The following is a 20,916-nucleotide window of genomic DNA, read 5'->3' as shown; positions in this document are numbered from 1 at the left end:
CCTTTCGGGGCGAGTGCTCTGAGCGTACGGGCACGCGATTTCACCGCCGTGTCCCCTATGTGTCCTGTCGTGTCTGAAGTCCCACAGTGATCAAACCGGTCTGTGAGGCAGGATTCACCTCGGCGAAACACGGCGCGCGATTCGCGGAAACCTGCCCGCCGTAGCGTGAAGCCAACGCCAAGCAGCCGGGAAACACTACCGGCCGACACGAGTACCAACACCGGCAGCATCAACAGTGGGAGCGCACCATGACAATGACAATCGCGACACCGATCGCACCCTCGTCCGCCGACACCACCGCCGACCTGAGCACCGCCGACCTGAGCACCGCCGACCTGAGCAGCGCCGACCTGATTTGGGAGCGCGCCTGCGCCGTGACCGACCTGGAGCCCTCGTGGGGCGAGGCGGCCCTGGTGCGCATGAAGCAGATCGCGCTGTTTCTGCTGTCTCCGACCGAGATCTACGCCGTCGCCCACTGCGACCCGCACACGGATGCCTATGTCATGGCCCGCGGCATCGTCGGCTCCAAGGGGGACCGCCCCACCATCGCGTCACCGCTGCACAAAGAGGTCTACGACCTCGGCACCGGCGAGTGCTTCTCGAACCCGGCCCTCGCCCTTCCCACCTATCAGACCCGGGTCGTCGGCGGCTTCATCGAGGTCGCGGTCGCCGCGTGAGAACGATCCGCCGAGCGTCGGCCGGCACCGGTTCGGCCCGCAGCGACAACGCTCCGGCCCCCGCGCTCGTCGCGATCTCGCACGGCACCAACTCGCCGACCGGTCAGGCGGCGATCGCGGCGCTTGTCGCGGCGGTGGCCCGTTCCCGCCCCGACCTGACGGTTGCTGATGGATTCGTCGACGTTCAGCAGCCCGACGTGGCCGCGACCCTCGGAGCGCTGCAGGTCGCATCCGCTGCCATCGTCGTGCCGCTGCTCTTGTCGGCCGGATATCACGTGCACGTCGACCTGCAGAATGAGACCGCGGCCGCCGACCGAGACACCCACGTCTCCCACGCCCTCGGACCCGATCAGCGCCTGATCGAGGTGCTTGCCGACAGACTCGGCGAGGCAGGCTACCGCGCGGGCGATGAACTCGTGCTCGCCGCCGCCGGGTCGAGTGACGCCCGGGCCGTGGCGGACTGCCGCGAGGTCGGCCGCATGCTCGCTGCCCGCCTCGGCGCGCGTGTCACGGTCGGCTTTCTCTCCGCCGCCAGCCCCCGGCTCGGTTGTGCGGTGGCGGCGGCCCGCATTCGCAACCCGAAGGCCCGCGTCGCGCTCGGCAGCTATCTCATGGCCCCGGGGTTCTTCTTCGATCTCACCGCACAGGTCGGCGCCGACCTGATCAGCGACCCGCTGCTGGTGCCGGAGCAAGCGCCGCCGGTCGGCCTGGTCGAGCTCGTGATCGACCGCTATACCGAGGCCGCCGCATCCGCTCGCCGACTTGCCGCCCGCGCCGCCTGAGCCCTGCCCCGCTCGGCCGCCTGGAATCACGCACAGCGCGCCTAGAATCAGGGGATGCGCATTGACATCGTCACCATTTTCCCCGAGTTCTTCGATGTGCTGGATCTGTCCCTGCTCGGCAAGGCCCGCCAGAGCGGCCTGATCGAGCTCGGCGTGCACAACCTGCGTGACCACACCCACGACCGTCACCGCACCGTCGATGACACGCCCTACGGTGGCGGCGCCGGCATGGTCATGAAGCCCGAGCCCTGGGGTGCCGCCCTCGATGCCATCTTCGGCGAACCCGATTCGGTCGAAGCGGATGCCGCGCCCGGCCCGATCCTGATCTTTCCGTCGCCGGCCGGAGAACAGTTCACCCAGGCCATGGCCCGCGAACTCTCGAAGCAGCCGCACCTGGTCTTTGCCTGCGGCCGCTACGAGGGCATCGACCAGCGCGTCGTCGACCACTTCCAGGCCCGCGGCGAGGTGCGCCTCGTCAGCCTCGGCGACTACGTGCTCAATGGGGGAGAGGTAGCCGTGATGGCGATGATCGAGGCGGTCGGCCGCCTGATCCCGGGCGTCGTGGGCAACCCGGAGAGCCTCGTCGAGGAATCCCACGAGGGAGGGCTGCTCGAGTACCCGAGCTACACCAAGCCCGCGAGCTGGCGCGGCCTCGACGTGCCGCCCGTTCTGCTGAGCGGAAATCACGGCGCCATCAGCACGTGGCGGCACGACCAGCAGCTCGAACGCACCCGCCGGGTGCGCCCCGACCTGCTGCCGCCCGCCGTCTGACCGCCGCCACGCCGGGCCGAGCGCTAAGCCTTCAGCGAACTGTGAGGGTTCGTGCAGCCCCTGCGAATACTCTGGGATGGTGATCATTAGACGGATTTTCTACTCCTGGCAATTCGCCGCCGTAGCCGTGTTACCCCTCTGGTTGCTGATTGGCTCGGCCATCTTCGGCACCGGCGGCTGGGCGGTGCTCGGAGTCTTCTTCGGTGCCGTCGCGCTCGGCCTGAGCCTGCTCGTCGTCGCGTTGCTCGTCTACGCGCGCAAAGAGGTGCGCTCCTCGCGTACGGTGTCCTGGCCGGATGTCGGGGTCCTGACCCTCTGGCACGGACTCATCATCGGCATCGGCTTTGCCGAAAGCGCCTCCGGCTGGCTCTCGGTGCTCGTGGTGTTCGTGGGTATTGGCGCCTTCTGGTTCGCGCTCTGGGAACTCTACGATGCGGCACGCAAACGGATGCGGGCGATGATCGATCTCGTCGAGCAGCAGGCCCGGCCGCCCGCCGGCCCGCCGCGGCAGACACCGCTGTCCTTCCCGAACACGGCCGGCCACCCGAGTTCGACCACACCGGCACCGCCCGGCCCGCGGCCGGGGCGCACCGACCCCGAGGTTATCGTGATTCAGGAAAAGCCGACCCAGCCCTGAGTATCGGCCAGCCCTGAGTATCGGCCAGCCCTGAGCATCGGCCAGCCCTGAGCATCCGCCCGCCCGGCATCGGCCCGCCCGGCATCCGCTTTGCGAGAGTCGTCGGTTCATGACAGAATAAGCGTTTGTGCCGCGGCAAGCCTCTGCCACAGGGGAGCTGCCACTCACGGCGCAACAAAATCACTCACTTTATTCGTATTCGACCTGTGGCGGGTACAGAGAGCGAAAACTCATGCATATTCTCGACCAGGTGGATGCTCCGTCCCTCAAGACGAACATCCCCGACTTCCGTGCCGGCGACACCGTCAAGGTGCACGTCAACATCGTTGAAGGTACCCGCTCTCGTATTCAGGTCTACCAGGGCGTCGTCATCGGCCGCTCCGGTGAAGGCGTGCGCGAGACGTTCTGCGTACGCAAGGTCAGCTTCCAGATCGGCGTCGAGCGTACCTTCCCGGTTCACTCGCCCGTCATCGACCACATCGAAGTCGTCACTCGTGGCGACGTGCGTCGCGCGAAGCTGTACTACCTGCGCGACCTGCGCGGCAAGAAGGCCAAGATCAAGGAAAAGCGCTAACCCGCAACCCCTCGTATCAACCTGAGCTCCGAATCCCGTAAAGTGGATCCGGAGCTCAGGCGGTTTAATGACAGAAGAAGTGCTGACCTCGCGATCGGATCGCCGGGAATCAGAGACACCCAGAAGTAAGAAGCGCGGCGTCTTACTCTTTTTGCGCGACCTCTTGATCATTTTCGTGGTGGCCCTGCTCATCTCGTTCCTGATTAAGACGTTCCTCATTCGCTCGTTCTACATCCCCTCGAGTTCGATGGAACAGACGCTGCAGGTCGATGACCGCATCATCGTCAACCAGCTTGAGCCCGGCCTGATGCCGATCGAGCACGGTGACGTCGTGGTCTTCACCGACCCGGGCGGCTGGCTGCCCCCCTCGGTGCCGATCGAACAGAACCCGATCGTCGCTGCCCTCGACTGGGTTGGCTCGATCGTGGGTCTCTCGGCGCCCGACAGTAACGACCACCTCGTCAAACGCGTCATCGGACTGCCGGGTGACCATGTCGTCTGCTGCAACGCCCTCGGGCAGATGAGCGTCAATGACATCGCCCTCGACGAGTCCGACTACCTCTCGCCGACCGGGGAAACCCGCGTCTCCAAGGACGACTTTGACGTGACCGTGCCGGCCGATTCGCTCTGGATGATGGGCGACAACCGCTACAACTCCAAGGACTCCCGCTACAACGGCACGACCCCCGGCGAGGGCTATGTGCCCATCGACAACGTGGTCGGACGTGCGCTCGTCGTGAGCTGGCCGCTCGCCCACCTGAGCTGGCTCGACAATCACGCCGACGTCTTTCGAGGCGTCGAACAGACGGATGACGGCGCCACCGACACCATGCCCACGACCGGCACGCAGAGCGCCGACGACTAGGTGGCCGTCTCGGATCCCACGCTCGACGTGGAACACGAGCTGCTGGGCGCGTACCCCTCGCTCGCCTCCGGCGCCGGCTGCGTGATCGGCTGCGACGAGGTCGGACGAGGTGCCCTCGCCGGGCCGGTCGCCGTGGGCCTGTGTGCGATCGACGTGAACGTCACCGCCATGCCGGCGGGGCTGCGCGACTCGAAGATGCTCAGCGAACCCCGCCGTGAAGCTCTCGCACCGCTCGCCGAGGCGTGGGCAACCCACTCCGCTGTCGGGCTCGCCACGGCGCAGGAAGTTGACGAGCTCGGCATCATCGCCTGCCTGGGACTGGCCGGCAAGCGGGCACTTCTCAAGCTGCACGACTCGGGGGTCGACCTGCGCGCGAGTGTGGTGCTGCTCGATGGCAGCGACGACTGGCTGACGCGCGCGCTCGGAACGCCGCTGCGCGTGGTGACGCGCATCAAGGCCGACCGTGATTGCGGGTCGGTGGCCGCGGCATCCGTCATCGCGAAGGTGCACCGCGACCGCATGATGATCGCCTACGACTCCCTCACGCCCGGCTACGGCTGGTCCGGCAACAAGGGCTACGGCAGTGCGGCACATATGAGTGCCATCGCCGAGCTCGGCCCGAGCGAGCTGCACCGGCGATCGTGGCTCAAAACTCCGGCCTAAATTCATCGGCCCAAATTCACGAACTAGGATTGGGTCACCATGGAAGAAGACGAATTTGAGGACTACGACCGCGAGGTCGAGTTGGCCCTGTACCGCGAGTATCGCGACGTAGTCGGGCAGTTCCAGTACGTCGTCGAGACCGAGCGGCGCTTCTACCTCGCGAACGAGGTCGAACTCGTGCGCCGGGACACGGAACACGATTTCTACTTTGAGCTGACGATGAAAGATGTCTGGGTCTGGGACGTCTACCGCTCCGACCGCTTCGTGAAGTCGGTGCGCGTGCTCACCTTCAAAGACGTCAACGTGGAGGAACTCGCGTCGAAGGACTTCGAGCTGCCCAAGGAACTGGCGATCGACGAGTAGCGCACCGACCGAGAGCGACACGGTAGGCTGTCAGCCGCTCACACAAACCAACGACGGTAGGAACAGCGCAGTGAATCAAAATCAGGCAGCGGATCGTGCACGGCAACTCTGGATCGACCGGGAGGCCTTGGCCGAAGCCATGATTCCCCTGATCGGGCGGCTCTATCGCACCAACAATGTGGTGACGAGCGTGTACGGGCGCGGGCTGGTCAACAAGTCGGTGGTCGGCCTGCTGAAGGCTCACCGTTTCGCACGGCACATCGCCGACGTGGAGCTTCCGCTCGAAGAGACCCTGCCCATTTTGCAGGCCCTCGGTAACCTGAACCTCGGCGCCGCCTCGCTCGACCTGGCCCGACTCGCGGTGGGCTTCCGGGCAAGCGCCGACGGCGTGACCCTCGACGCCTACCTGCGCGAGGAACTGGGCCCGATCGTCGGCCAGCACGGCCTCGACGAGCGCACGAGCACCGACGTCGTGCTCTACGGGTTCGGCCGCATCGGGCGCCTGCTGGCCCGCATCCTGATCGAACACGCCGGCGGGGGCCAGGGCCTGCGCCTGCGTGCCATCGTCGTGCGTAAGGGCTCGGACAACGACATCATCAAGCGCGCGAGCCTGCTGCGCCGCGACTCGGTGCACGGCCCGTTCGAGGGCACGATCACCGTTGACGAGATCAACAACACGATCCTCGCCAACGGCACCCTGATCCAGGTCATCTACTCGAGCGACCCGGCCTCGGTCGACTACACGTCGTATGGAATCCACAACGCCGTCGTCGTCGACAACACGGGCCGCTGGCGCGATGCCGAGGGCCTGTCGCAGCACCTCACGTGCCCGGGCGTCTCCCGGGTGCTGCTCACCGCGCCGGGCAAGGGCGCGCTCAAGAACATCGTGCACGGCATCAATCACACCTCGATCACCGCCGACGACCTCATCGTCACGGCCGCATCGTGCACGACGAACGCAATCACCCCGGTGCTCAAGGCCGTCAACGACCGCTTCGGCATCGTCGAGGGGCACGTCGAAACCGTGCACTCCTTCACCAACGACCAGAACCTCATCGACAACTTCCACTCGGGCGACCGGCGGGGGCGCTCGGCGGCGCTCAACATGGTCATCACCGAGACCGGCGCAGCGAAGGCCGTCGCCAAGGCGCTGCCCGAACTGGCCGGCAAACTCACCGGCAACGCGATTCGGGTCCCCACCCCCGACGTGTCGATGGCGATCCTCAACCTCACCCTGCAGGCCGGCACCGACAAGGAGGAGCTCAACACCTACCTCCGCACCATGTCGCTGCACTCCAACCTGCACAAGCAGATTGACTTCATCGACTCGCCCGAGGTCGTCTCGAGCGACTTTCTCGGATCGCGCCGCGCGGGAATCGTCGACGGTCTCGCGACGATCGCCACCGGCAATAAGGTCGTGCTGTACGTCTGGTACGACAACGAATTCGGCTACAGCTGCCAGGTTATTCGGGTGCTCGAGGAGATGGCCCAGGTTCAGGCCCCCACCTTCCCCGGTACCGCCGCCCTCACCGCCGTCGCCGGCTAACCGCTGCGAAGAGGTTTCTCTCGCGAAAGCGGGTGAATCGTCGGTGTGGACTGTCCATCCCGACGATTCACCCGCTGTCGCGGCGAAGTGGGCCGAATACTATCGCGGCTCGCAGATGACGACGGGAATGTCGCGGCTGGTCTTGGTCTGGTACGCGGCGTAGCCGCGGTAGGCGCCGACGATGCGCGGCCACAGTTCGGCCTTCTCGGCGGCCGTCGCGGTACGGGCCCGCATGGCGACCGTGCGTCCGCGCACGGTCAGTTCAATGTCGGGGTTCGCCACCAGGTTCTGGTACCAGAACGGATGCCGGTCGTCGCCGCCCTTCGAGGCCACCAGCACGTAGGTCTCACCATCGTGCACCGGCGCGGTCAGCATCGTCGACCGGCGTTGCCCGCTCGTGCGCCCGATCGTGTGCAGTTCAACGGCCGGCATGGTGCCGAACGTCCAGCCGAGGCGGCCCCCGGACCCCCGCAGCAGTGCCCGGTGCACGCCGTTCATGGCGCTCATCGACAGGTCGGTCAGCTTCGTGCGGGCGGTCATGGGCAGAACTCTACGCGCGAGACCTGCGACGTGGCCCGTTTTCTCGGCGGTCCCGGCTAGGTTGGGAGCCATGATGACAGCCTTGACGACGGTTCTCCCCACCGATCTTCCCGCCACCATGCACAGCGCCGTGCTCGCCGAGGCCGGGCGGCCCCGGCCCTACGCCGCGAGCGGGCCGCTCACCCTCGAAAGCGTCGCGGTGCCGTCGCCGCGGGCGGGCGAGGTGCTCGTGAAGATCGAACGGGCCAGCCTCTGCCACTCCGACCTGTCCGTGATCGACGGGTCTCGGGCACGTCCGCTGCCGATGGCTCTGGGGCACGAGGCATCCGGTACCGTCGTCGCGTGCGGCGACGGGGTGAGCGATGTGCACTCCGGTGACCGTGTCGTGCTGGTCTTCGTGCCGAGTTGCGGCGAATGCCGGGCCTGTCGATCCGGTCGGCCCTCGCTCTGCCATCGGGGCGCCGCTGCGAACGGCACCGGCGATCTGCTGCACGGGCCGGCGCTGCTGCGCCGCGAGACGGGGCAGCGCATCAATCACCACCTGGGGGTGTCGGCGTTCTCCGACTACGCCGTCGTCGCCCGCGAGTCGGTCGTGGTCGTTGACGCCGATGTTCCCTTCGACGTGGCCGCGATGTTTGGCTGCGCCGCACTGACGGGCATCGGTGCCGTGCTGAACACCGGCCAGCTCACCGAGAACCAGTCGGTCATTGTGTTCGGGCTCGGCGCCGTGGGACTGATGGCCGTGATGGCGGCCGCTCAGGTCGCCGGCACCACGGTCATCGCCATCGACCCGCTGCCAGAGAAGCGTGCCCTGGCCCTGGCCTGCGGCGCACAGTTCGTCGGCGCCCCCGATGAGGCCGGCGACCTGGTCACCGCACACACCGGCGACGGCCGCGGCGGGGAATCCGGCGTCGACCTGGCCGTCGAGGCGGTCGGCAGCGCCCGGGTGCTCGAGGCCTGCCTGCCGCTCCTTACCCGCGGCGGCGCCCTCGTCTCGGTCGGGCTGCCCCACCCCGAGCAGACGATCACGGTGCCGGCCCTGCAGTTCGCGGGCACGGGCATCCGCCTGCTCGGGTCGTACATGGGCGATTCCGTGCCCGAACGTGACATACCGCGGTATCTGGCACTGTGGCGATCGGGGCGGCTGCCGGTAGAACTGCTGCACACCGACACTCGGCCGCTGTCCGAGATCAATGAGGGCCTCGACGCGCTCGCCGAGGGGCGCGTCGTACGCCGACTGTTCGTGACCGCATGAACGACCACCGCAGGCACCGTCACCCCCGTGCCGAGTGACGAGTGGGCCGCCCCGGGGGTGCCTCCCGACTCTGCTGCGCTGACGGGCCCTCGACCTTTGTCATGCAATCGTGATCTGTGCTGCCGGTGGGCGCCAAACGCGTGGGACGGTCGCTCCGAACCATGGCTATGACCCACAGACGTCGCCTGACCATCGCCGCGATCGCGGCACTCGCCGTCGCGGCGGCCGCCGCGCTCACGATCACGAACGTGGCGAGGTCCCCGTCGCCGACCGCGCCCGCCGCAACGCAATTCGCGGGCGGTCCGACCGTCGCCTTCTACGGTGATTCGTACACACTCGGCACCGGTGCGAGCGATCCAGCCCTGCGCTGGTCGACCCTGATCAGCATCCCGCGCGGCTGGAACGAGGTCAATCCCAGTGTCAACGGCCTCGGCTTCGTCAACAACCGCGCCCGCCTGCCCGGCCAGGACCTCGTTGAGCAGGTCATCGCTTCCGACCCCGACATCGTGATCGTCACGATGGGACTCAACGACAACTTCTCGATGCCGGCCGCGGCCGACGAGATCCGGGCGGCGATCACCGACGACTTCGAGACCCTCACGGGAGCGTTGCCCGAGGCGCGCATCGTGGTCGTCGAACCGTTCTGGTACACGGATGCCCGCCCCCAGTCCGTCGATCAGATCAGCGGCTGGGTGCAGGCAGCAGCCGAGGCGATCGACGCCGACTTCATCGCGGGTGCGTCGCGCTGGATCGAAGGGCACCCCGAGTGGATCGGGTCAGACGGGCTGCACCCGAGTGACGCGGGATACGCCGAACTCGCGGTGCGGATGGACGCCGAACTGGCCCGGATCGGGCTGTAGACACCACGGTGCCTGCCGGTGCCTGCCGGTGCCTGCCGGTGCCTGCCGGTGCCTGACTGGTCGCTCCGCGGTGGCGGCACGATCCCTCCACAGGGCCCGGATCTTGTGACTTATGCACTGATCGGCCCTTTCGTTCCCCGGCCGGCCTCGTCGTGCGTCAGTCTGAGCGCGGAGGTCAACGTGGCACACAAAGACGAAGTGGGCAGGCGCGGCGAAGAGTGCGCCGCGCGGTTCCTGGAGCGAGACGGTTACCGCATCATCGCTCGCAACTGGCGGTGTTCAGAGGGCGAGATCGACGTGATCGCCGAACGAGATGGAGAGGTCGCGTTCGTCGAGGTCAAGACGCGCTCGAGCACCCGGTTTGGGCATCCGTTTGAGGCCATCACGGTCGTGAAACTGGCCCGCATGCGCCGCCTGGCCGCCGCCTGGTGCGAGCAGGCGGAGGTCTGGCCCCCGCGAATTCGCATCGACGCGATCGCGGTCATCGCCGGCCCCGGTGCCGAGCCTGTCATCGAGCACCTCAAGGGCGTCTTCTGATGGGCGTCTTCTGATGGGCGAGTTCTGATGGGCGTCGCGCGAACCCACGCCGTCGCTCTGATCGGCCTGACCGGAGCCCTCGTCGAGGTTGAAGCGGATATCTCCGCCCAACTGCCCGCGATCGTGCTCATTGGGCTCCCCGACGCGGCCCTCGCCCAAGCCGCCCAGCGGGTGCGGGCGGCGGCGCAGAACTCCGGCTGCCCACTTACCCCACACCGGCTGACCGTCAACCTGTCACCGGCTGCCCTGCCGAAACACGGTGCGGGTTTCGATCTCGCGATTGCCCTGGCCTGCCTCGCTGCCGACCGGGTTGTGTCGGCGGCCTCGGTGGGACGGGTGGTGCACTTCGGCGAGCTCGCCCTCGACGGACGGCTGCGACCGACGCCGGGCATTCTTCCCGGGGTCATCGCGGCCGCGGGCCTCGGTTACGCCACCGTCATGGTGCCGGTGGGAAACGCCGACGAGGCCGCGCTCGTGCCCGGGGTACGGGTGATCGGCGTCGCGTCCCTGCGCGACGCGGTGATCTGGCACGGCGGCGAGCTGACGCCGCGCCCCGTCGACCCGATCCTGAATGCCACTGCCGAGTCGGAGGTCGCGGTCGAGCTCGATCTGGTCGACGTGATCGGCAACGACGACGCCATTCTCGCGCTGCAGATCGCGGCCGCCGGCGGTCACCACGTCTTCATGCTGGGGCCGCCGGGGGCCGGTAAGACCATGCTGGCCGCGCGGTTACCTGGGCTCCTGCCCGATCTTGACCGCGCGGCCTCCCTCGAGGTGAGTGCGCTGCGCTCGCTCAGCGGCCGCGGCCTCGGTTCGGCGCTCATCACCCGTCCGCCGCTGGAGGCACCGCACCACACCGCCACCGCGGCAGCGATCGTCGGGGGCGGCAGCACGCAGATCCGGCCGGGGGCGGCCGCTCGTGCCTCACAGGGCGTGCTGTTCCTCGACGAGGCGCCGGAGTTTGCCCGGCCGGTGCTCGATGCCCTGCGGCAGCCCCTGGAATCGGGGGTGATCAGCATTCACCGGGCCAATCTGATCGCGCACTTTCCCGCCCGATTTCAACTCGTCATGGCCGCGAATCCCTGCCCCTGCGGGCAATACGGGGCGAGCGACCTTGAGTGCACGTGCCCGCCGAGCGCGCGCCGCCGCTACCTGGCGAGACTGTCAGGTCCGCTCATGGACCGCATGGACATCCAGCTCGGCGTGAGCCGCATCACCGCGGCGCAGCTGCGGCTTGCCGGTGAAACCCCGCGCCTGAGCAGTGCGGATGCCCGTGCGCGCGTGGTGACCGCCCGGGCGGCGGCCGCCGCTCGGCTGCGGGACACCCCGTGGCGTGTCAACGCTCAGGTACCCGGCCCGTGGCTGCGCACCACGCCCGCGCGGCTCGACCTCGCCGCCACAGCGAGCATCGACCGTGCCCTTGAACGTGGCGGCCTCACGATGCGCGGCTATGACCGCGTGCTCCGAGTCGCGTGGTCGATCGCAGACCTCGACGGCACCGTTCGACCCGGCCCCAATGAAGTGGGCCTGGCTCTCTACCTGAGGAAGGGAATGGCGTAATGAGAATTTTCGGACTTGACGAGGCACGCGTGATGGCGCTCGCCGCCGGAGTGACGATGCGGGTTGGGGAGGGGGGCGGAGCCGAACCGCCGGATGCGGCAACCGCGGCCCATATCTTCGCCAGAGCGGCGTGGACGGGACTGGCTGAACCCGGCGACGGCCTCGCGGGCCTGCTCGTGACCGAACTCGGAGCCGTCACCGCGCTGCAGGTCGTACACGACTCCTGGACCGCCAGAAGAATCTCGGGGCTCATTCGGCAGCGACGCGGTGTCGGTGGGGGCGAACTCGATCTCGGGCAGTCCCGCGGTGACGAGGAGGAATTCGAGACGACCCTGCAGCAGGGTCTCGAACGGTGGCGGCCGCGCCTGTTCCTCGACGAGGTCGTACGTTCCCTCGAGGCAGCACACCGGGTCGCGGCGCGGCTCCTGCTGCCGGGCGATGCACTGTGGCCGCCTGCCCTCGGCGACCTCGCGGCGCACCAACCCATCGCGTTGTGGTGGCGGGGCGAGTCGGCCGCACTCCTGGCGCTTCCGTACTCGATTGCCCTGGTGGGGTCACGGGCCGCGACCCAGTACGGCGAACACGTGACCATGGAGGCCTCGGCGGGACTCTGTGATCGGGGATTCGCCATCGTTTCGGGGGCGGCCTACGGTATCGACGGCATGGCGCATCGGGCGGCGCTGGCGAGCAACGGCCAGACGGTCGCCTTTCTCGCCGGGGGAGTGGACCGCTTCTACCCGACCGGTCACGAAGCTTTGCTCACCCGCATCGTGCAGGCCGGGGCCGTCATCTCCGAACTGCCGTGCGGTGCCAGCCCGACGAAGTGGCGCTTTCTGCAGCGCAACAGATTGATTGCGGCAGCGAGTGCCGCGACGGTGGTGCTCGAGGCCGGCTGGCGATCCGGTTCGTTGAACACCGCCGGCCACGCCGCGGCTCTCGGCCGTCCGTTGGGGGCCGTACCTGGCCCGGTCACCAGTCCGGCCTCGGCCGGCTGCCACCGTCTGATTCGCGAATACGATGCCGAGTGTGTGACGAACGCGAGCGAAATGGCCGAGCTCGCCGGCGTGCGCCCGGTCGCGGCCGGCCTCACCATTCCAGTCGGTGACACAGCGACCGGCCTCACCGAGGCTGGGCTCGGTCGTACAAGCGATCAGGTGCGGGTATTCGACGCGCTGAGTGTGCGGTCCGCGCGTCCGGTGGCCGATATCGCTCGGCGATCGGGGCTGTCGTTGACGTCGGTGCGCGGTGCGCTCGGCGGCCTGGGGCTGGAGGGGGTGGTGCGGGAACGCGCGTCGGGCTGGTCGCGCACGACCTGACGGCGACCCTGCCGAGTCACCGCGGGGCCGTAGTGTGGGCTTCGCCGTAGTCTGGGCAATTACTCGTAGTCTGGGCAATTACTGAAGGGTGTCCCCATGCCGAACGAACAGCCCGCTGCCCTGCCACTGGGCCAGTACCCGGCCGCAACCCACCTTGTGGTGCACCTCAGCGACACTCATTTTCTCGCAGAGGCCGCTCCGCTCTATGGCAGCGTCGACACCGACAGCACCGTCATCCGGGCACTCGCGCAGATCGACCGGCTGGGCCTGCGGCCCGATGCCCTCGTCTTCACCGGGGATATCGCCGACCGCGGGCAATCGGGTGCCTACCGCCGCATTCGCGGCCTGGTCGAGACCGCCGCGACCCGGTGGGGGTCCCGGGTGGTCTGGGTGATGGGTAATCATGACGACCGTGCCGCTTTTCGCAGCGACCTGCTCGGCCTCGCCGAAACGGACGAGACCGCACGCACCGCGCCCATCGACAGCGTCGTCACCGTCAATGGCCTGCGCCTGATCGCCCTCGATACCTCGGTCCCGGGTTATCACCACGGCGAGCTGACGGATGCCCAACTCGACTGGCTCGCCGCAGAACTCGGGGAGCCGGCCCGGCACGGCACCATCCTCGCGCTGCACCACCCGCCGATAGCCTCCCCGATCGGGCTCATGACCGTTCTTGAACTGCGTGAGCAGCACCGCCTCGCGCGGGTGGTGGCCGGCAGCGACATCCGCTCGATTCTCGGCGGACACCTTCACTACGGCACCCACGGCCAGTTCGCGGGCGTGCCCGTGTCGGTCGCGGCGGCCACCTGCTACACGATGGACCTCACCGCGCCGCACCGCGAACTCACCGGCGTGAACGGCGGGCAGTCGCTCAACCTCGTGCACGTCTACGCCGGGCGGGGCGAGGCGCAGGTCGTGCACTCCCAGGTGCCCATCGGCGACTTTGCGACGGTCACCCATCTTGACGACGCCTTTCTTGCCCGCATCGAAGCGCTTGGGCCCGCCGAACGCCTCGACGCGTTCTCCCGTCAGCGGTAGTCGCGCGCTCTAGGCTGGTGACGTGCTGCTGACCCGGGAGATTGCCGACTTCGTGCTCTACCTGCAGGTCGAGCGCGGCTTCTCCGAGCACACCGTGCGCGCCTACCGCAGCGACCTCGCCCGCCTCGCTGCTTTTGCGGCGCAGCGGTCGCTCACCGACACCGCCGATGTCGACCTGGAACTGCTGCGCGAATGGTTGTGGTTCGAGACGCAGGCCGGGCTGTCCCGAGCCACACTGGCCCGGCGCTCCGCCTCCGCCCGCAGCTTTACGGCCTGGCTGACGCGCACGGGTGAGGCCCCCGCCGACCCGGGGGTGCGCCTGCGCTCGCCGAAGCCGGCCCAGTCCCTGCCACGGGTGCTCGGCAATGCCCAGATGACGGTGTTGCTGTCCTCGCTCATGATCCGTGCGCAGGGAACCGATCCGCGTGCCGGGCGTGACCTCGCGATCATCGAGGTGCTCTACGCATCCGCCCTGCGGGTGTCTGAACTGGTCGGTCTCGATGTGGCCGATATCGACTTCGACCGGCTGACCCTGCGCGTCACCGGCAAGGGGGCCAAGGAACGCGTCGTACCGTTCGGGGTGCCCGCCAGAACGGCCATCGTCGACTACCTGCGGGGTGCCAGGCCGTTGCTCGCCACTCCGCCCGCGAGTGCCCATCCGCCCGGCCCGCCCACCGCGCTGTTCCTCGGCACGCGCGGACAGCGCTTGGGCGTGCGCGCGGTTTACCGTCTCGTGGCCGGGCTGCTGAGCGATGTCCCGGGTTCCGGCCCGTCTGGTCCGCACGCCCTGCGCCATACGGCCGCGACCCACCTGCTCGACGGGGGCGCCGATCTGCGTGCCGTGCAGGAACTGCTCGGCCACGTGAGCCTCGGCACCACCCAGATCTACACCCATGTCTCCGCGGAACGACTGCAGCAGAGCTACCGGCTGGCCCACCCGCGCGCCTAGCCGAAATACTCAACGGGCCGCGGGAGAGTGGCCGGGAGTCGGGCACGGGCAGCAGCACCGCGCGGGGAATCCCGCCCAGCAGCAGCAGTGGCGACACGTACTCGCCGCGCAGGCGCACGCCGAAGTGCAGGCATCCGCCGCAGTGTCCGCCGGTCGCGACCCGCCCGATCCACTGCCCGGCGGCCACCCGGTCACCGACGACGACCGAAGCCAGCACCGGTTCGAAACTCGAGATCAGATCGCCGTCGTGCCTCAGGGCGACGACCGGTCGATCCACGACCACTCCGACGAACACGACCACGCCAGCGGCGGGCGCCAGCACGGGGTCGTTCTCGTGAGCCTCGAAATCCAGTCCGCGATGACCAGCCGCGTAGGGGGTGGCCGGGGCCAGGTAGGGCGCTGAGATCGGCGGTGCGCCGGCGAGGGGCCAGTCCCACGCTGCCGCAGGCACGGCCGCCGCGCTCGCGATCGCGATCGGCCACACGAGCAGCAGCGACGTAAGACACGCTGTGCGGCGCGCGGTGCGGCGTGCGGTGCGGCGCGCTGTGAGGGCTGAGTGAGGCCAGTTCATGCGACCATCCTGAACCGTGCCGAGGCCGCGTGGCCGACCGATCCTCGATTCGAGCACACTCCGGGAAGCTGTCGCCCTGTGGAGGGATACCCAGGGGCTTCTCGTGCGCAACCCTACGCCGGCGAAGTGGTACTCTACTCAGAGCAGCGCTTTGTGCGCTGACTACGCGTGCCCATTTGGCCTCCACGTCCAATCGGTCCTCGTCTCCTCGTGGTTTTCCGAAAGTTACAGTCCTCGGAAATCCCCGTGAGAAACAGGGGCGGACGTGTGCCGGGCACCAGGAGTGATGATCATCCGATCATCGCAGAAACCGATTGGCGCCCAGCTGCCCGCAGCCGCGCCGGACAAGGAGAACGGCTCATGGCCGTCGTTACCATTCGCCAGCTGCTCGACAGCGGCGTGCACTTCGGGCACCAGACCCGCCGTTGGAACCCGAAGATGAAGCGTTTCATCTTCACCGAGCGTTCCGGCATCTACATCATCGACCTGCAGCAGTCGCTCGGGTTCGTTGACAAGGCCTATGACTTCGTCAAGGAGACGGTTGCCCACGGCGGCACCATTCTCTTCGTCGGTACCAAGAAGCAGGCCCAGGAATCCATCTCGGAGCAGGCGACGCGCGTGGGCCAGCCCTACGTGAACCAGCGCTGGCTCGGTGGACTGCTCACCAACTTCCAGACCGTGTCCAAGCGTCTGGCCCGCATGAAAGAGCTCGAAGAGCTCGACTTCGAGGACACCGCGAAGAGCGGTTTCACGAAGAAGGAAATGCTCATCAAGAAGCGCGAGCTCGTCAAGCTGCACAAGAGCCTCGGCGGAATCCGCAACCTGACGAAGACCCCGTCTGCCCTGTGGGTCGTCGACACCAACAAGGAGCACCTCGCAATCGACGAGGCCAAGAAGCTTGGCATCCCCGTCATCGCGATCCTCGACACCAACTGCGACCCCGATGACGTTCAGTACCCGATCCCGGGCAACGACGACGCCATCCGTTCCGTGGGCCTGTTGACCCGCATCATCGCGGACGCCGCAGCCGAGGGCCTGATCCAGCGCCACGCCAAGCCGGAGGCCGAAGTTGAGCCCCTCGCCGCGTGGGAAGCCGAACTGCTCAAGGGCTCCGACGAGGCCACCGCGCCGGCCGTCGAAGAAGCCGCCGTTGTTGCAGAGCCCGTCGTCGAGCCCGCGGCAGAGACTGTCGTCGAGCCCGTAGCCGACGTCACGATCGCTGACGCCGTTCCCAACACCGATGTCGCCGCCGCGTACGCTGCCGCCGTCGTTGCTGAGGCCGACGTCGCTGCCGCTGAAGAAACCAAGTAGGGATCCAGGTATGGCAAACTTCACACTCGCAGACGTCAAAGCCCTGCGCGAAAACCTCGGCACCGGAATGGTCGACACCAAGAACGCATTGGTTGAGGCCGACGGCGACATGGACAAGGCCATTGAGATCCTGCGTCTCAAGGGAGCCAAGGGCAACGCCAAGCGCGCTGACCGTTCCACCTCGGAGGGCCTCGTCGCCGCCAAGGAAATCGGCACCACCGCGTTCATGATCGAGCTCGCCTGCGAGACCGACTTCGTCGCCAAGGGTGACAAGTTCGTCGTTCTCGCCGACAAGGTTCTCGACGCGATCGCAGCAGCCGGAGCGACCACGGTCGATGAGGGACTGGCCGCCACGGCCGGAACCCAGACCGTAGCCGACCTCATCGACGGCGAAGCCGCCATCATCGGCGAGAAGTTCGAGCTGCGTCGCGTCGTTGCCGTGACCGGTGAGTCGTTCTCGATCTACCTGCACAAGACCAGCAAGGACCTGCCCCCGCAGGTCGGCGTTGTTCTCGGCTACGCCGGTGCTGACGCTGAGACCGCGCGCAGCGTGGCCCAGCACATCTCCTTCGCCAACCCCGAGTACCTCGCGGCTGACGATGTGCCCGCCGAGGCAGTGGAGACCGAGCGCAAGATCGTGACCGAAATCTCCAAGAACGAGGGCAAGCCGGAAGCGGCACTGCCCAAGATCGTGGAGGGTCGCGTCAAGGCCTACTTCAAGCAGGTCGCCCTGCTCGAGCAGGACTACGCCAAGGACAACAAGGTCTCCGTCAGCAAGGTTCTTGCCGACGCCAAACTGACCGTGTCGGGCTTCGCCCGTTTCAAGGTCGGCGCGTAACTCATCGCAAGATGAAGGCCGAACGTCGGTAGTTGAACACCGAACGGTGAGCAGTACCTAACGGCACACATCACCGTGGGGAAGGCCGGGCCCGCGAAAGCGGCCCGGCCTTCCTGCGCGCGTGGCCCGGATCGACCGGGTAGTTTTGAAACAAGTCACTACGGAAGGCGTCCCACGCACATGAATAACTCGGGCAAGAAGCGCAGGGTCCTCCTCAAACTTTCCGGCGAAGCATTCGGTGGCGGCAGCGTGGGCGTCAACCCCGACGTGGTCAGCTCCCTGGCCCGCGAAATCGCCGAGGGCGCCAAGCAGGTCGAGGTCGCCATTGTCGTCGGCGGCGGCAACTTCTTCCGTGGTGCCGAGCTGTCCCAGCGCGGCATGGACCGTGGCCGTGCCGACTACATGGGCATGCTGGGCACCGTCATGAACGCCCTCGCCCTGCAGGACTTTCTGGAGCAGGCCGGTGCTGAGACCCGCGTGCAGTCCGCGATCGCCATGACCCAGGTCGCTGAGCCCTACATTCCGCGGCGCGCCGAGCGCCACCTGGAGAAGGGTCGCGTCGTCATCTTCGGTGCCGGAGCAGGCCTCCCATACTTCTCCACCGACACGGTCGCCGCCCAGCGCGCCCTCGAAATCGACGCAGACGTCGTGCTCGTGGCCAAGAACGGCGTGGACGGCGTCTATTCCGACGACCCCAACACGAACCCCGACGCCCAGAAGATCCACCACCTGACCTACCGTGACGCCCTGCAGCGCGGCCTGAAGGTCGTCGACTCGACCGCGTTCAGCCTCTGCATGGACAACAGCATGCCGATGCAGGTCTTCGGCATGGCCCCCGAGGGCAATGTGACCGACGCGATCCTCGGCAAGGATCTGGGCACCCGGGTCTCCAACTAAGCTTGTTCCAGCCACCGAAGAAGGAGTCACCGTGATTGCGGATGTTCTGTCCGACGCCACCGCGCGCATGCACAAGGCCCTTGAGGCCGCCAAAGACGATTTCGGAACGGTCCGCACGGGACGTGCGAACCCGCAGATGTTCGCCAAGATTCTCGTCAGTTACTACGGCACCCCGACGCCGCTCGAACAGCTCGCCTCCCTGCAAAACCAGGAGGCGCGCACGCTGCTCATCACGCCCTACGACAAGGGCGCGATGCGCGACATCGAGCAGGCCATCCGCGACACCCCGAATCTCGGAGCTAACCTCGGTAACGACGGCGTTGTCATCCGCGCCTCGCTGCCCGAACTCACGACGGATCGCCGTAAGGAATTCGTCAAGATCGTCAAGACGAAGGGTGAAGACGCCAAGATTTCGGTGCGCAACATCCGCCGCAAGGCGAAAGACGACCTCGACGCCCTGAAGAGCGAGGTCGGCGACGACGAGGTCACCCGGGCCGAGAAAGAACTCGAGTCGATCACCAAGACCCACGTCGACGCCATCGACGACGCCCTCAAGCGCAAGGAAGCGGAGCTCCTCGAGATCTAGGGGAGTACGACAATGACCATGCCCGAGCCCGGATCCTCGCAACCGGATGCCCCCACCCCGCCCCCCAAGCGCGGTCACGGTGTCAGCCGCGCCGAGTTCCGGGCACAGGTCAACGCGACCCGCACCGACTTCGAGCGGCAGGTTCACGCGTCAAAGGCAGACTTCGAGCGGCAGGTTCAGGCCACCCGAGCGCACCTTGATGCGACCAGCGAGCGTATCGAGGCCCGCACCGGCCGCAACCTGATTCTGGCAATCCTCATCGGACTCGTGCTCGGGCTCACGATGCTTTTCAGTCTCATCTTCATCAAAGAGCTTTTTCTGATCTTCGCTCTCGTCGTCGTCGGGTTCACGGCCTTCGAACTCGCCCAGGCGCTGCGCCACGCGGGTCTGAACGTGCCGCGGATCCCGGTTATCATCTCGGCGTGCGCGGTCGTACCAGCGGCCTTCTATTGGGGAGCAACGGGGCAGTGGCTCGCCACGCTCGGCGGTATCGCCCTGATCGGGTTCTGGCGGCTGGCGTTGCTGGCCTGGCCGGAGCACCGGACCAGTGGCCGCCAGTTGGGCCGTGACATCCGGGCCGGCATCCTGATCCAGGTTTACGTCGTCTTCCTCGCCAGCTTCGCCGTGCTTCTCGTCGGAAAGGACGGGGGCCAGTGGTGGACTTTGGCTTTTCTCTGCCTCGTGATCGCGGCCGACACCGGCGCCTATGCGAGCGGATTGTCGTTTGGAAAGCATCCGATGGCACCGAGCATCAGCCCGAAAAAGACCTGGGAAGGCTTTATTGGTGCGGGAGCCGTGGTCCTGGTTGCCGGCGTGTTCCTGGCGATCTTCATGCTGCAACAGCCGTGGTGGTTCGGCCTGATCTTCGGCGCCGTCATCCTTCTCAGCGCCACCTTCGGCGACCTCGCTGAATCCCTGATCAAACGTGATTTGGGCATTAAGGACATGAGCTCCTGGTTGCCCGGACACGGCGGGTTTCTCGATCGACTCGACTCCATTCTTCCGTCGGCCGGTGCGGCCTATACGCTGTACCTGATTTTCGCGTGACCACCCGTCGTTTCGACAGGCGCCGCCCGGTGGGAGAGAATGAACACGTGAGCACCACGTTTCCCCGCACCGACAACAAGTCCCTGGGCTACAGCCGTGAGCAGGTTGAGGAGTTTCTCGCCCTCGCCCGCAGCGCCTACGACGCTTCTGACGACGCTTCTGACGACGCGCCGGACGACGGTACGGATGCCACGCCGGAGCAAGCACGTGACCAGGCCACACCCCTCACGGCCGACGTCATTCGGCACACCGCCTTCGCCATGCAGAAGGGCGGCTATTCCCCGGCTCAGGTCGATGCGGCGCTGGAACGGCTGGAAGATGCCTTCGCCGCCCGCGAACGGGAGTCAGCGGCCCGAGTCATGGGGGAGCAGGCCTGGATGGAACAGGCGCAGGCCACCGCCGAGATCATTCTCGGGCGCCTTCGTCGCGACCGCGGCCACCGATTCGCTCGCACCAGCGTGTTCAGTGTCGGCTACCGACGCACCGACGTTGATCGATTCGCGCACCGGTTGCAGAAATACTTTCAGGAGGCGCGTCCGCTCTCGGTCGATGAGGTGCGTACCGCGGTTTTCCGCCCTGAACGGGGAGGTTATCGCGAGGCTCAGGTTGATGCGCTGCTCGACAGCGTCATCGACGTCATGCTCGCGGTGCGCTAATTGGATGACCGTTATCTGGCCGTTATCTAGGTGATCGTCATAAAGTCGGCTAGGGTCGGGTAATCGTGGGTAGACAT

Annotated in this window: 23 protein-coding genes and 1 pseudogene; 22 read left to right on the top strand and 2 right to left on the bottom strand. The window is 67.2% G+C overall.

Features of this window, described 5'->3' with window-relative positions:
- Window positions 1-254 precede the first annotated feature (254 nt).
- From nirD to E3T55_RS02130, 9 genes are all read left to right on the top strand, one after another.
- Window positions 255-677: a nitrite reductase small subunit NirD gene (gene nirD / locus E3T55_RS02170; RefSeq protein ID WP_134518000.1), complete on the top strand. Its 423-nt coding sequence runs from the start codon at window positions 255-257 to the stop codon at window positions 675-677.
- The gene (locus E3T55_RS02165) at window positions 674-1,459 is read left to right on the top strand and encodes a sirohydrochlorin chelatase (RefSeq protein ID WP_338145115.1); all 786 of its coding nucleotides are present in this window, start codon (window positions 674-676) and stop codon (window positions 1,457-1,459) included. The genes nirD and E3T55_RS02165 overlap by 4 nt, the downstream gene beginning before the upstream one ends.
- 54 nt (window positions 1,460-1,513) lie before the next feature.
- A complete protein-coding gene (trmD, locus tag E3T55_RS02160) occupies window positions 1,514-2,230 on the top strand; it encodes a tRNA (guanosine(37)-N1)-methyltransferase TrmD (RefSeq protein WP_134517920.1) in 717 nt (238 codons plus the stop codon).
- 76 nt (window positions 2,231-2,306) lie between these two features.
- A complete protein-coding gene (locus E3T55_RS02155; RefSeq protein ID WP_134517919.1) occupies window positions 2,307-2,867 on the top strand; it encodes an MFS transporter in 561 nt (186 codons plus the stop codon).
- A 232-nt stretch (window positions 2,868-3,099) separates the two neighbouring features.
- Window positions 3,100-3,441, top strand: coding sequence for a 50S ribosomal protein L19 (rplS, locus tag E3T55_RS02150; protein WP_134517918.1), 342 nt, complete (start codon window positions 3,100-3,102; stop codon window positions 3,439-3,441).
- A gap of 67 nt (window positions 3,442-3,508) precedes the next feature.
- The gene (gene lepB / locus E3T55_RS02145; RefSeq protein ID WP_134517917.1) at window positions 3,509-4,306 is read left to right on the top strand and encodes a signal peptidase I; all 798 of its coding nucleotides are present in this window, start codon (window positions 3,509-3,511) and stop codon (window positions 4,304-4,306) included.
- Window positions 4,307-4,969, top strand: a complete 663-nt coding sequence (locus tag E3T55_RS02140) for a ribonuclease HII (protein ID WP_134517916.1) — start codon at window positions 4,307-4,309, stop codon at window positions 4,967-4,969.
- A 39-nt stretch (window positions 4,970-5,008) separates the two neighbouring features.
- Complete coding sequence (locus E3T55_RS02135; RefSeq protein ID WP_134517915.1) at window positions 5,009-5,332, top strand: DUF2469 family protein; 324 nt, start codon at window positions 5,009-5,011, stop codon at window positions 5,330-5,332.
- Between the two features lie 70 nt (window positions 5,333-5,402).
- Window positions 5,403-6,878 carry a glyceraldehyde-3-phosphate dehydrogenase gene (locus tag E3T55_RS02130; RefSeq protein ID WP_134517914.1) on the top strand — a complete coding sequence of 492 codons (1,476 nt, stop codon included), beginning with the start codon at window positions 5,403-5,405 and terminating at the stop codon, window positions 6,876-6,878.
- A gap of 99 nt (window positions 6,879-6,977) precedes the next feature.
- Here the strand turns inward: E3T55_RS02130 and E3T55_RS02125 are convergent, their stop codons facing one another.
- Window positions 6,978-7,418 (bottom strand): nitroreductase/quinone reductase family protein, encoded by a 441-nt coding sequence (locus E3T55_RS02125; RefSeq protein WP_134517913.1) that lies wholly within the window; start codon window positions 7,416-7,418, stop codon window positions 6,978-6,980.
- Between the two features lie 118 nt (window positions 7,419-7,536).
- On the opposite strand from E3T55_RS02125, the gene E3T55_RS02120 reads away from it, so the two are divergent.
- The 7 genes from E3T55_RS02120 (at window position 7,537) to E3T55_RS02090 (ending at window position 14,933) form a co-directional block, all read left to right on the top strand.
- Complete coding sequence (locus E3T55_RS02120) at window positions 7,537-8,673, top strand: alcohol dehydrogenase catalytic domain-containing protein (RefSeq protein WP_134517998.1); 1,137 nt, start codon at window positions 7,537-7,539, stop codon at window positions 8,671-8,673.
- 167 nt (window positions 8,674-8,840) lie between these two features.
- Window positions 8,841-9,533 carry an SGNH/GDSL hydrolase family protein gene (locus E3T55_RS02115; RefSeq protein ID WP_134517912.1) on the top strand — a complete coding sequence of 231 codons (693 nt, stop codon included), beginning with the start codon at window positions 8,841-8,843 and terminating at the stop codon, window positions 9,531-9,533.
- Between the two features lie 180 nt (window positions 9,534-9,713).
- Window positions 9,714-10,070 carry a YraN family protein gene (locus E3T55_RS02110; RefSeq protein ID WP_134517911.1) on the top strand — a complete coding sequence of 119 codons (357 nt, stop codon included), beginning with the start codon at window positions 9,714-9,716 and terminating at the stop codon, window positions 10,068-10,070.
- A 27-nt stretch (window positions 10,071-10,097) separates the two neighbouring features.
- Complete coding sequence (locus tag E3T55_RS02105) at window positions 10,098-11,630, top strand: YifB family Mg chelatase-like AAA ATPase (protein WP_134517910.1); 1,533 nt, start codon at window positions 10,098-10,100, stop codon at window positions 11,628-11,630.
- Entirely contained in the window at window positions 11,630-12,946 is a 1,317-nt protein-coding gene (gene dprA / locus E3T55_RS02100; RefSeq protein WP_134517909.1) for a DNA-processing protein DprA, read from the top strand. The genes E3T55_RS02105 and dprA overlap by 1 nt, the downstream gene beginning before the upstream one ends.
- 96 nt (window positions 12,947-13,042) lie before the next feature.
- The gene (locus E3T55_RS02095; RefSeq protein WP_134517908.1) at window positions 13,043-13,984 is read left to right on the top strand and encodes a metallophosphoesterase; all 942 of its coding nucleotides are present in this window, start codon (window positions 13,043-13,045) and stop codon (window positions 13,982-13,984) included.
- Window positions 13,985-14,006: 22 nt separating this feature from the next.
- Entirely contained in the window at window positions 14,007-14,933 is a 927-nt protein-coding gene (locus tag E3T55_RS02090) for a tyrosine recombinase XerC (protein ID WP_134517907.1), read from the top strand.
- A gap of 148 nt (window positions 14,934-15,081) precedes the next feature.
- On the opposite strand, the pseudogene E3T55_RS02085 reads toward E3T55_RS02090, so the two are convergent.
- A pseudogene (locus E3T55_RS02085) lies at window positions 15,082-15,504 on the bottom strand (M23 family metallopeptidase); the annotation flags it as partial.
- A gap of 360 nt (window positions 15,505-15,864) precedes the next feature.
- On the opposite strand from E3T55_RS02085, the gene rpsB reads away from it, so the two are divergent.
- The 6 genes from rpsB to E3T55_RS02055 all read left to right on the top strand — a co-directional run bounded on the left by rpsB (window position 15,865) and on the right by E3T55_RS02055 (window position 20,839).
- A complete protein-coding gene (rpsB, locus tag E3T55_RS02080; protein ID WP_134517906.1) occupies window positions 15,865-16,815 on the top strand; it encodes a 30S ribosomal protein S2 in 951 nt (316 codons plus the stop codon).
- Between the two features lie 10 nt (window positions 16,816-16,825).
- Window positions 16,826-17,653: a translation elongation factor Ts gene (tsf, locus tag E3T55_RS02075; protein WP_134517905.1), complete on the top strand. Its 828-nt coding sequence runs from the start codon at window positions 16,826-16,828 to the stop codon at window positions 17,651-17,653.
- A gap of 180 nt (window positions 17,654-17,833) precedes the next feature.
- Window positions 17,834-18,550 carry a UMP kinase gene (gene pyrH, locus E3T55_RS02070; protein WP_119976649.1) on the top strand — a complete coding sequence of 239 codons (717 nt, stop codon included), beginning with the start codon at window positions 17,834-17,836 and terminating at the stop codon, window positions 18,548-18,550.
- Window positions 18,551-18,581: 31 nt separating this feature from the next.
- The gene (gene frr, locus E3T55_RS02065) at window positions 18,582-19,136 is read left to right on the top strand and encodes a ribosome recycling factor (protein WP_134517904.1); all 555 of its coding nucleotides are present in this window, start codon (window positions 18,582-18,584) and stop codon (window positions 19,134-19,136) included.
- A gap of 18 nt (window positions 19,137-19,154) precedes the next feature.
- Entirely contained in the window at window positions 19,155-20,183 is a 1,029-nt protein-coding gene (locus E3T55_RS02060; RefSeq protein WP_134517997.1) for a phosphatidate cytidylyltransferase, read from the top strand.
- Window positions 20,184-20,230: 47 nt separating this feature from the next.
- Window positions 20,231-20,839 carry a DivIVA domain-containing protein gene (locus E3T55_RS02055; RefSeq protein WP_134517903.1) on the top strand — a complete coding sequence of 203 codons (609 nt, stop codon included), beginning with the start codon at window positions 20,231-20,233 and terminating at the stop codon, window positions 20,837-20,839.
- The last annotated feature ends 77 nt before the right edge of the window (window positions 20,840-20,916 follow it).

The organism is Cryobacterium frigoriphilum (genome assembly GCF_004403305.1).
Classification (GTDB): domain Bacteria; phylum Actinomycetota; class Actinomycetes; order Actinomycetales; family Microbacteriaceae; genus Cryobacterium; species Cryobacterium frigoriphilum.
This window is presented reverse-complemented; position numbering and strand designations above follow the sequence as displayed.

What these genes read in the sequence shown, in the direction of transcription:
- nirD (WP_134518000.1), top strand. Translation starts at nt 255, where the DNA reads ATGACAATCGCGACACCGATCGCACCCTCGTCCGCCGACACCACCGCC.
- E3T55_RS02095 (WP_134517908.1), top strand. Translation starts at nt 13,043, where the DNA reads ATGCCGAACGAACAGCCCGCTGCCCTGCCACTGGGCCAGTACCCGGCC.
- E3T55_RS02115 (WP_134517912.1), top strand. Translation starts at nt 8,841, where the DNA reads ATGACCCACAGACGTCGCCTGACCATCGCCGCGATCGCGGCACTCGCC.
- E3T55_RS02155 (WP_134517919.1), top strand. Translation starts at nt 2,307, where the DNA reads ATGGTGATCATTAGACGGATTTTCTACTCCTGGCAATTCGCCGCCGTA.
- E3T55_RS02120 (WP_134517998.1), top strand. Translation starts at nt 7,537, where the DNA reads ATGCACAGCGCCGTGCTCGCCGAGGCCGGGCGGCCCCGGCCCTACGCC.
- E3T55_RS02135 (WP_134517915.1), top strand. Translation starts at nt 5,009, where the DNA reads ATGGAAGAAGACGAATTTGAGGACTACGACCGCGAGGTCGAGTTGGCC.
- rpsB (WP_134517906.1), top strand. Translation starts at nt 15,865, where the DNA reads ATGGCCGTCGTTACCATTCGCCAGCTGCTCGACAGCGGCGTGCACTTC.
- E3T55_RS02060 (WP_134517997.1), top strand. Translation starts at nt 19,155, where the DNA reads ATGCCCGAGCCCGGATCCTCGCAACCGGATGCCCCCACCCCGCCCCCC.
- lepB (WP_134517917.1), top strand. Translation starts at nt 3,509, where the DNA reads ATGACAGAAGAAGTGCTGACCTCGCGATCGGATCGCCGGGAATCAGAG.
- dprA (WP_134517909.1), top strand. Translation starts at nt 11,630, where the DNA reads ATGAGAATTTTCGGACTTGACGAGGCACGCGTGATGGCGCTCGCCGCC.
- trmD (WP_134517920.1), top strand. Translation starts at nt 1,514, where the DNA reads ATGCGCATTGACATCGTCACCATTTTCCCCGAGTTCTTCGATGTGCTG.
- pyrH (WP_119976649.1), top strand. Translation starts at nt 17,834, where the DNA reads ATGAATAACTCGGGCAAGAAGCGCAGGGTCCTCCTCAAACTTTCCGGC.
- rplS (WP_134517918.1), top strand. Translation starts at nt 3,100, where the DNA reads ATGCATATTCTCGACCAGGTGGATGCTCCGTCCCTCAAGACGAACATC.
- E3T55_RS02105 (WP_134517910.1), top strand. Translation starts at nt 10,098, where the DNA reads ATGGGCGTCGCGCGAACCCACGCCGTCGCTCTGATCGGCCTGACCGGA.
- tsf (WP_134517905.1), top strand. Translation starts at nt 16,826, where the DNA reads ATGGCAAACTTCACACTCGCAGACGTCAAAGCCCTGCGCGAAAACCTC.
- E3T55_RS02125 (WP_134517913.1), bottom strand. Translation starts at nt 7,418, where the DNA reads ATGACCGCCCGCACGAAGCTGACCGACCTGTCGATGAGCGCCATGAAC.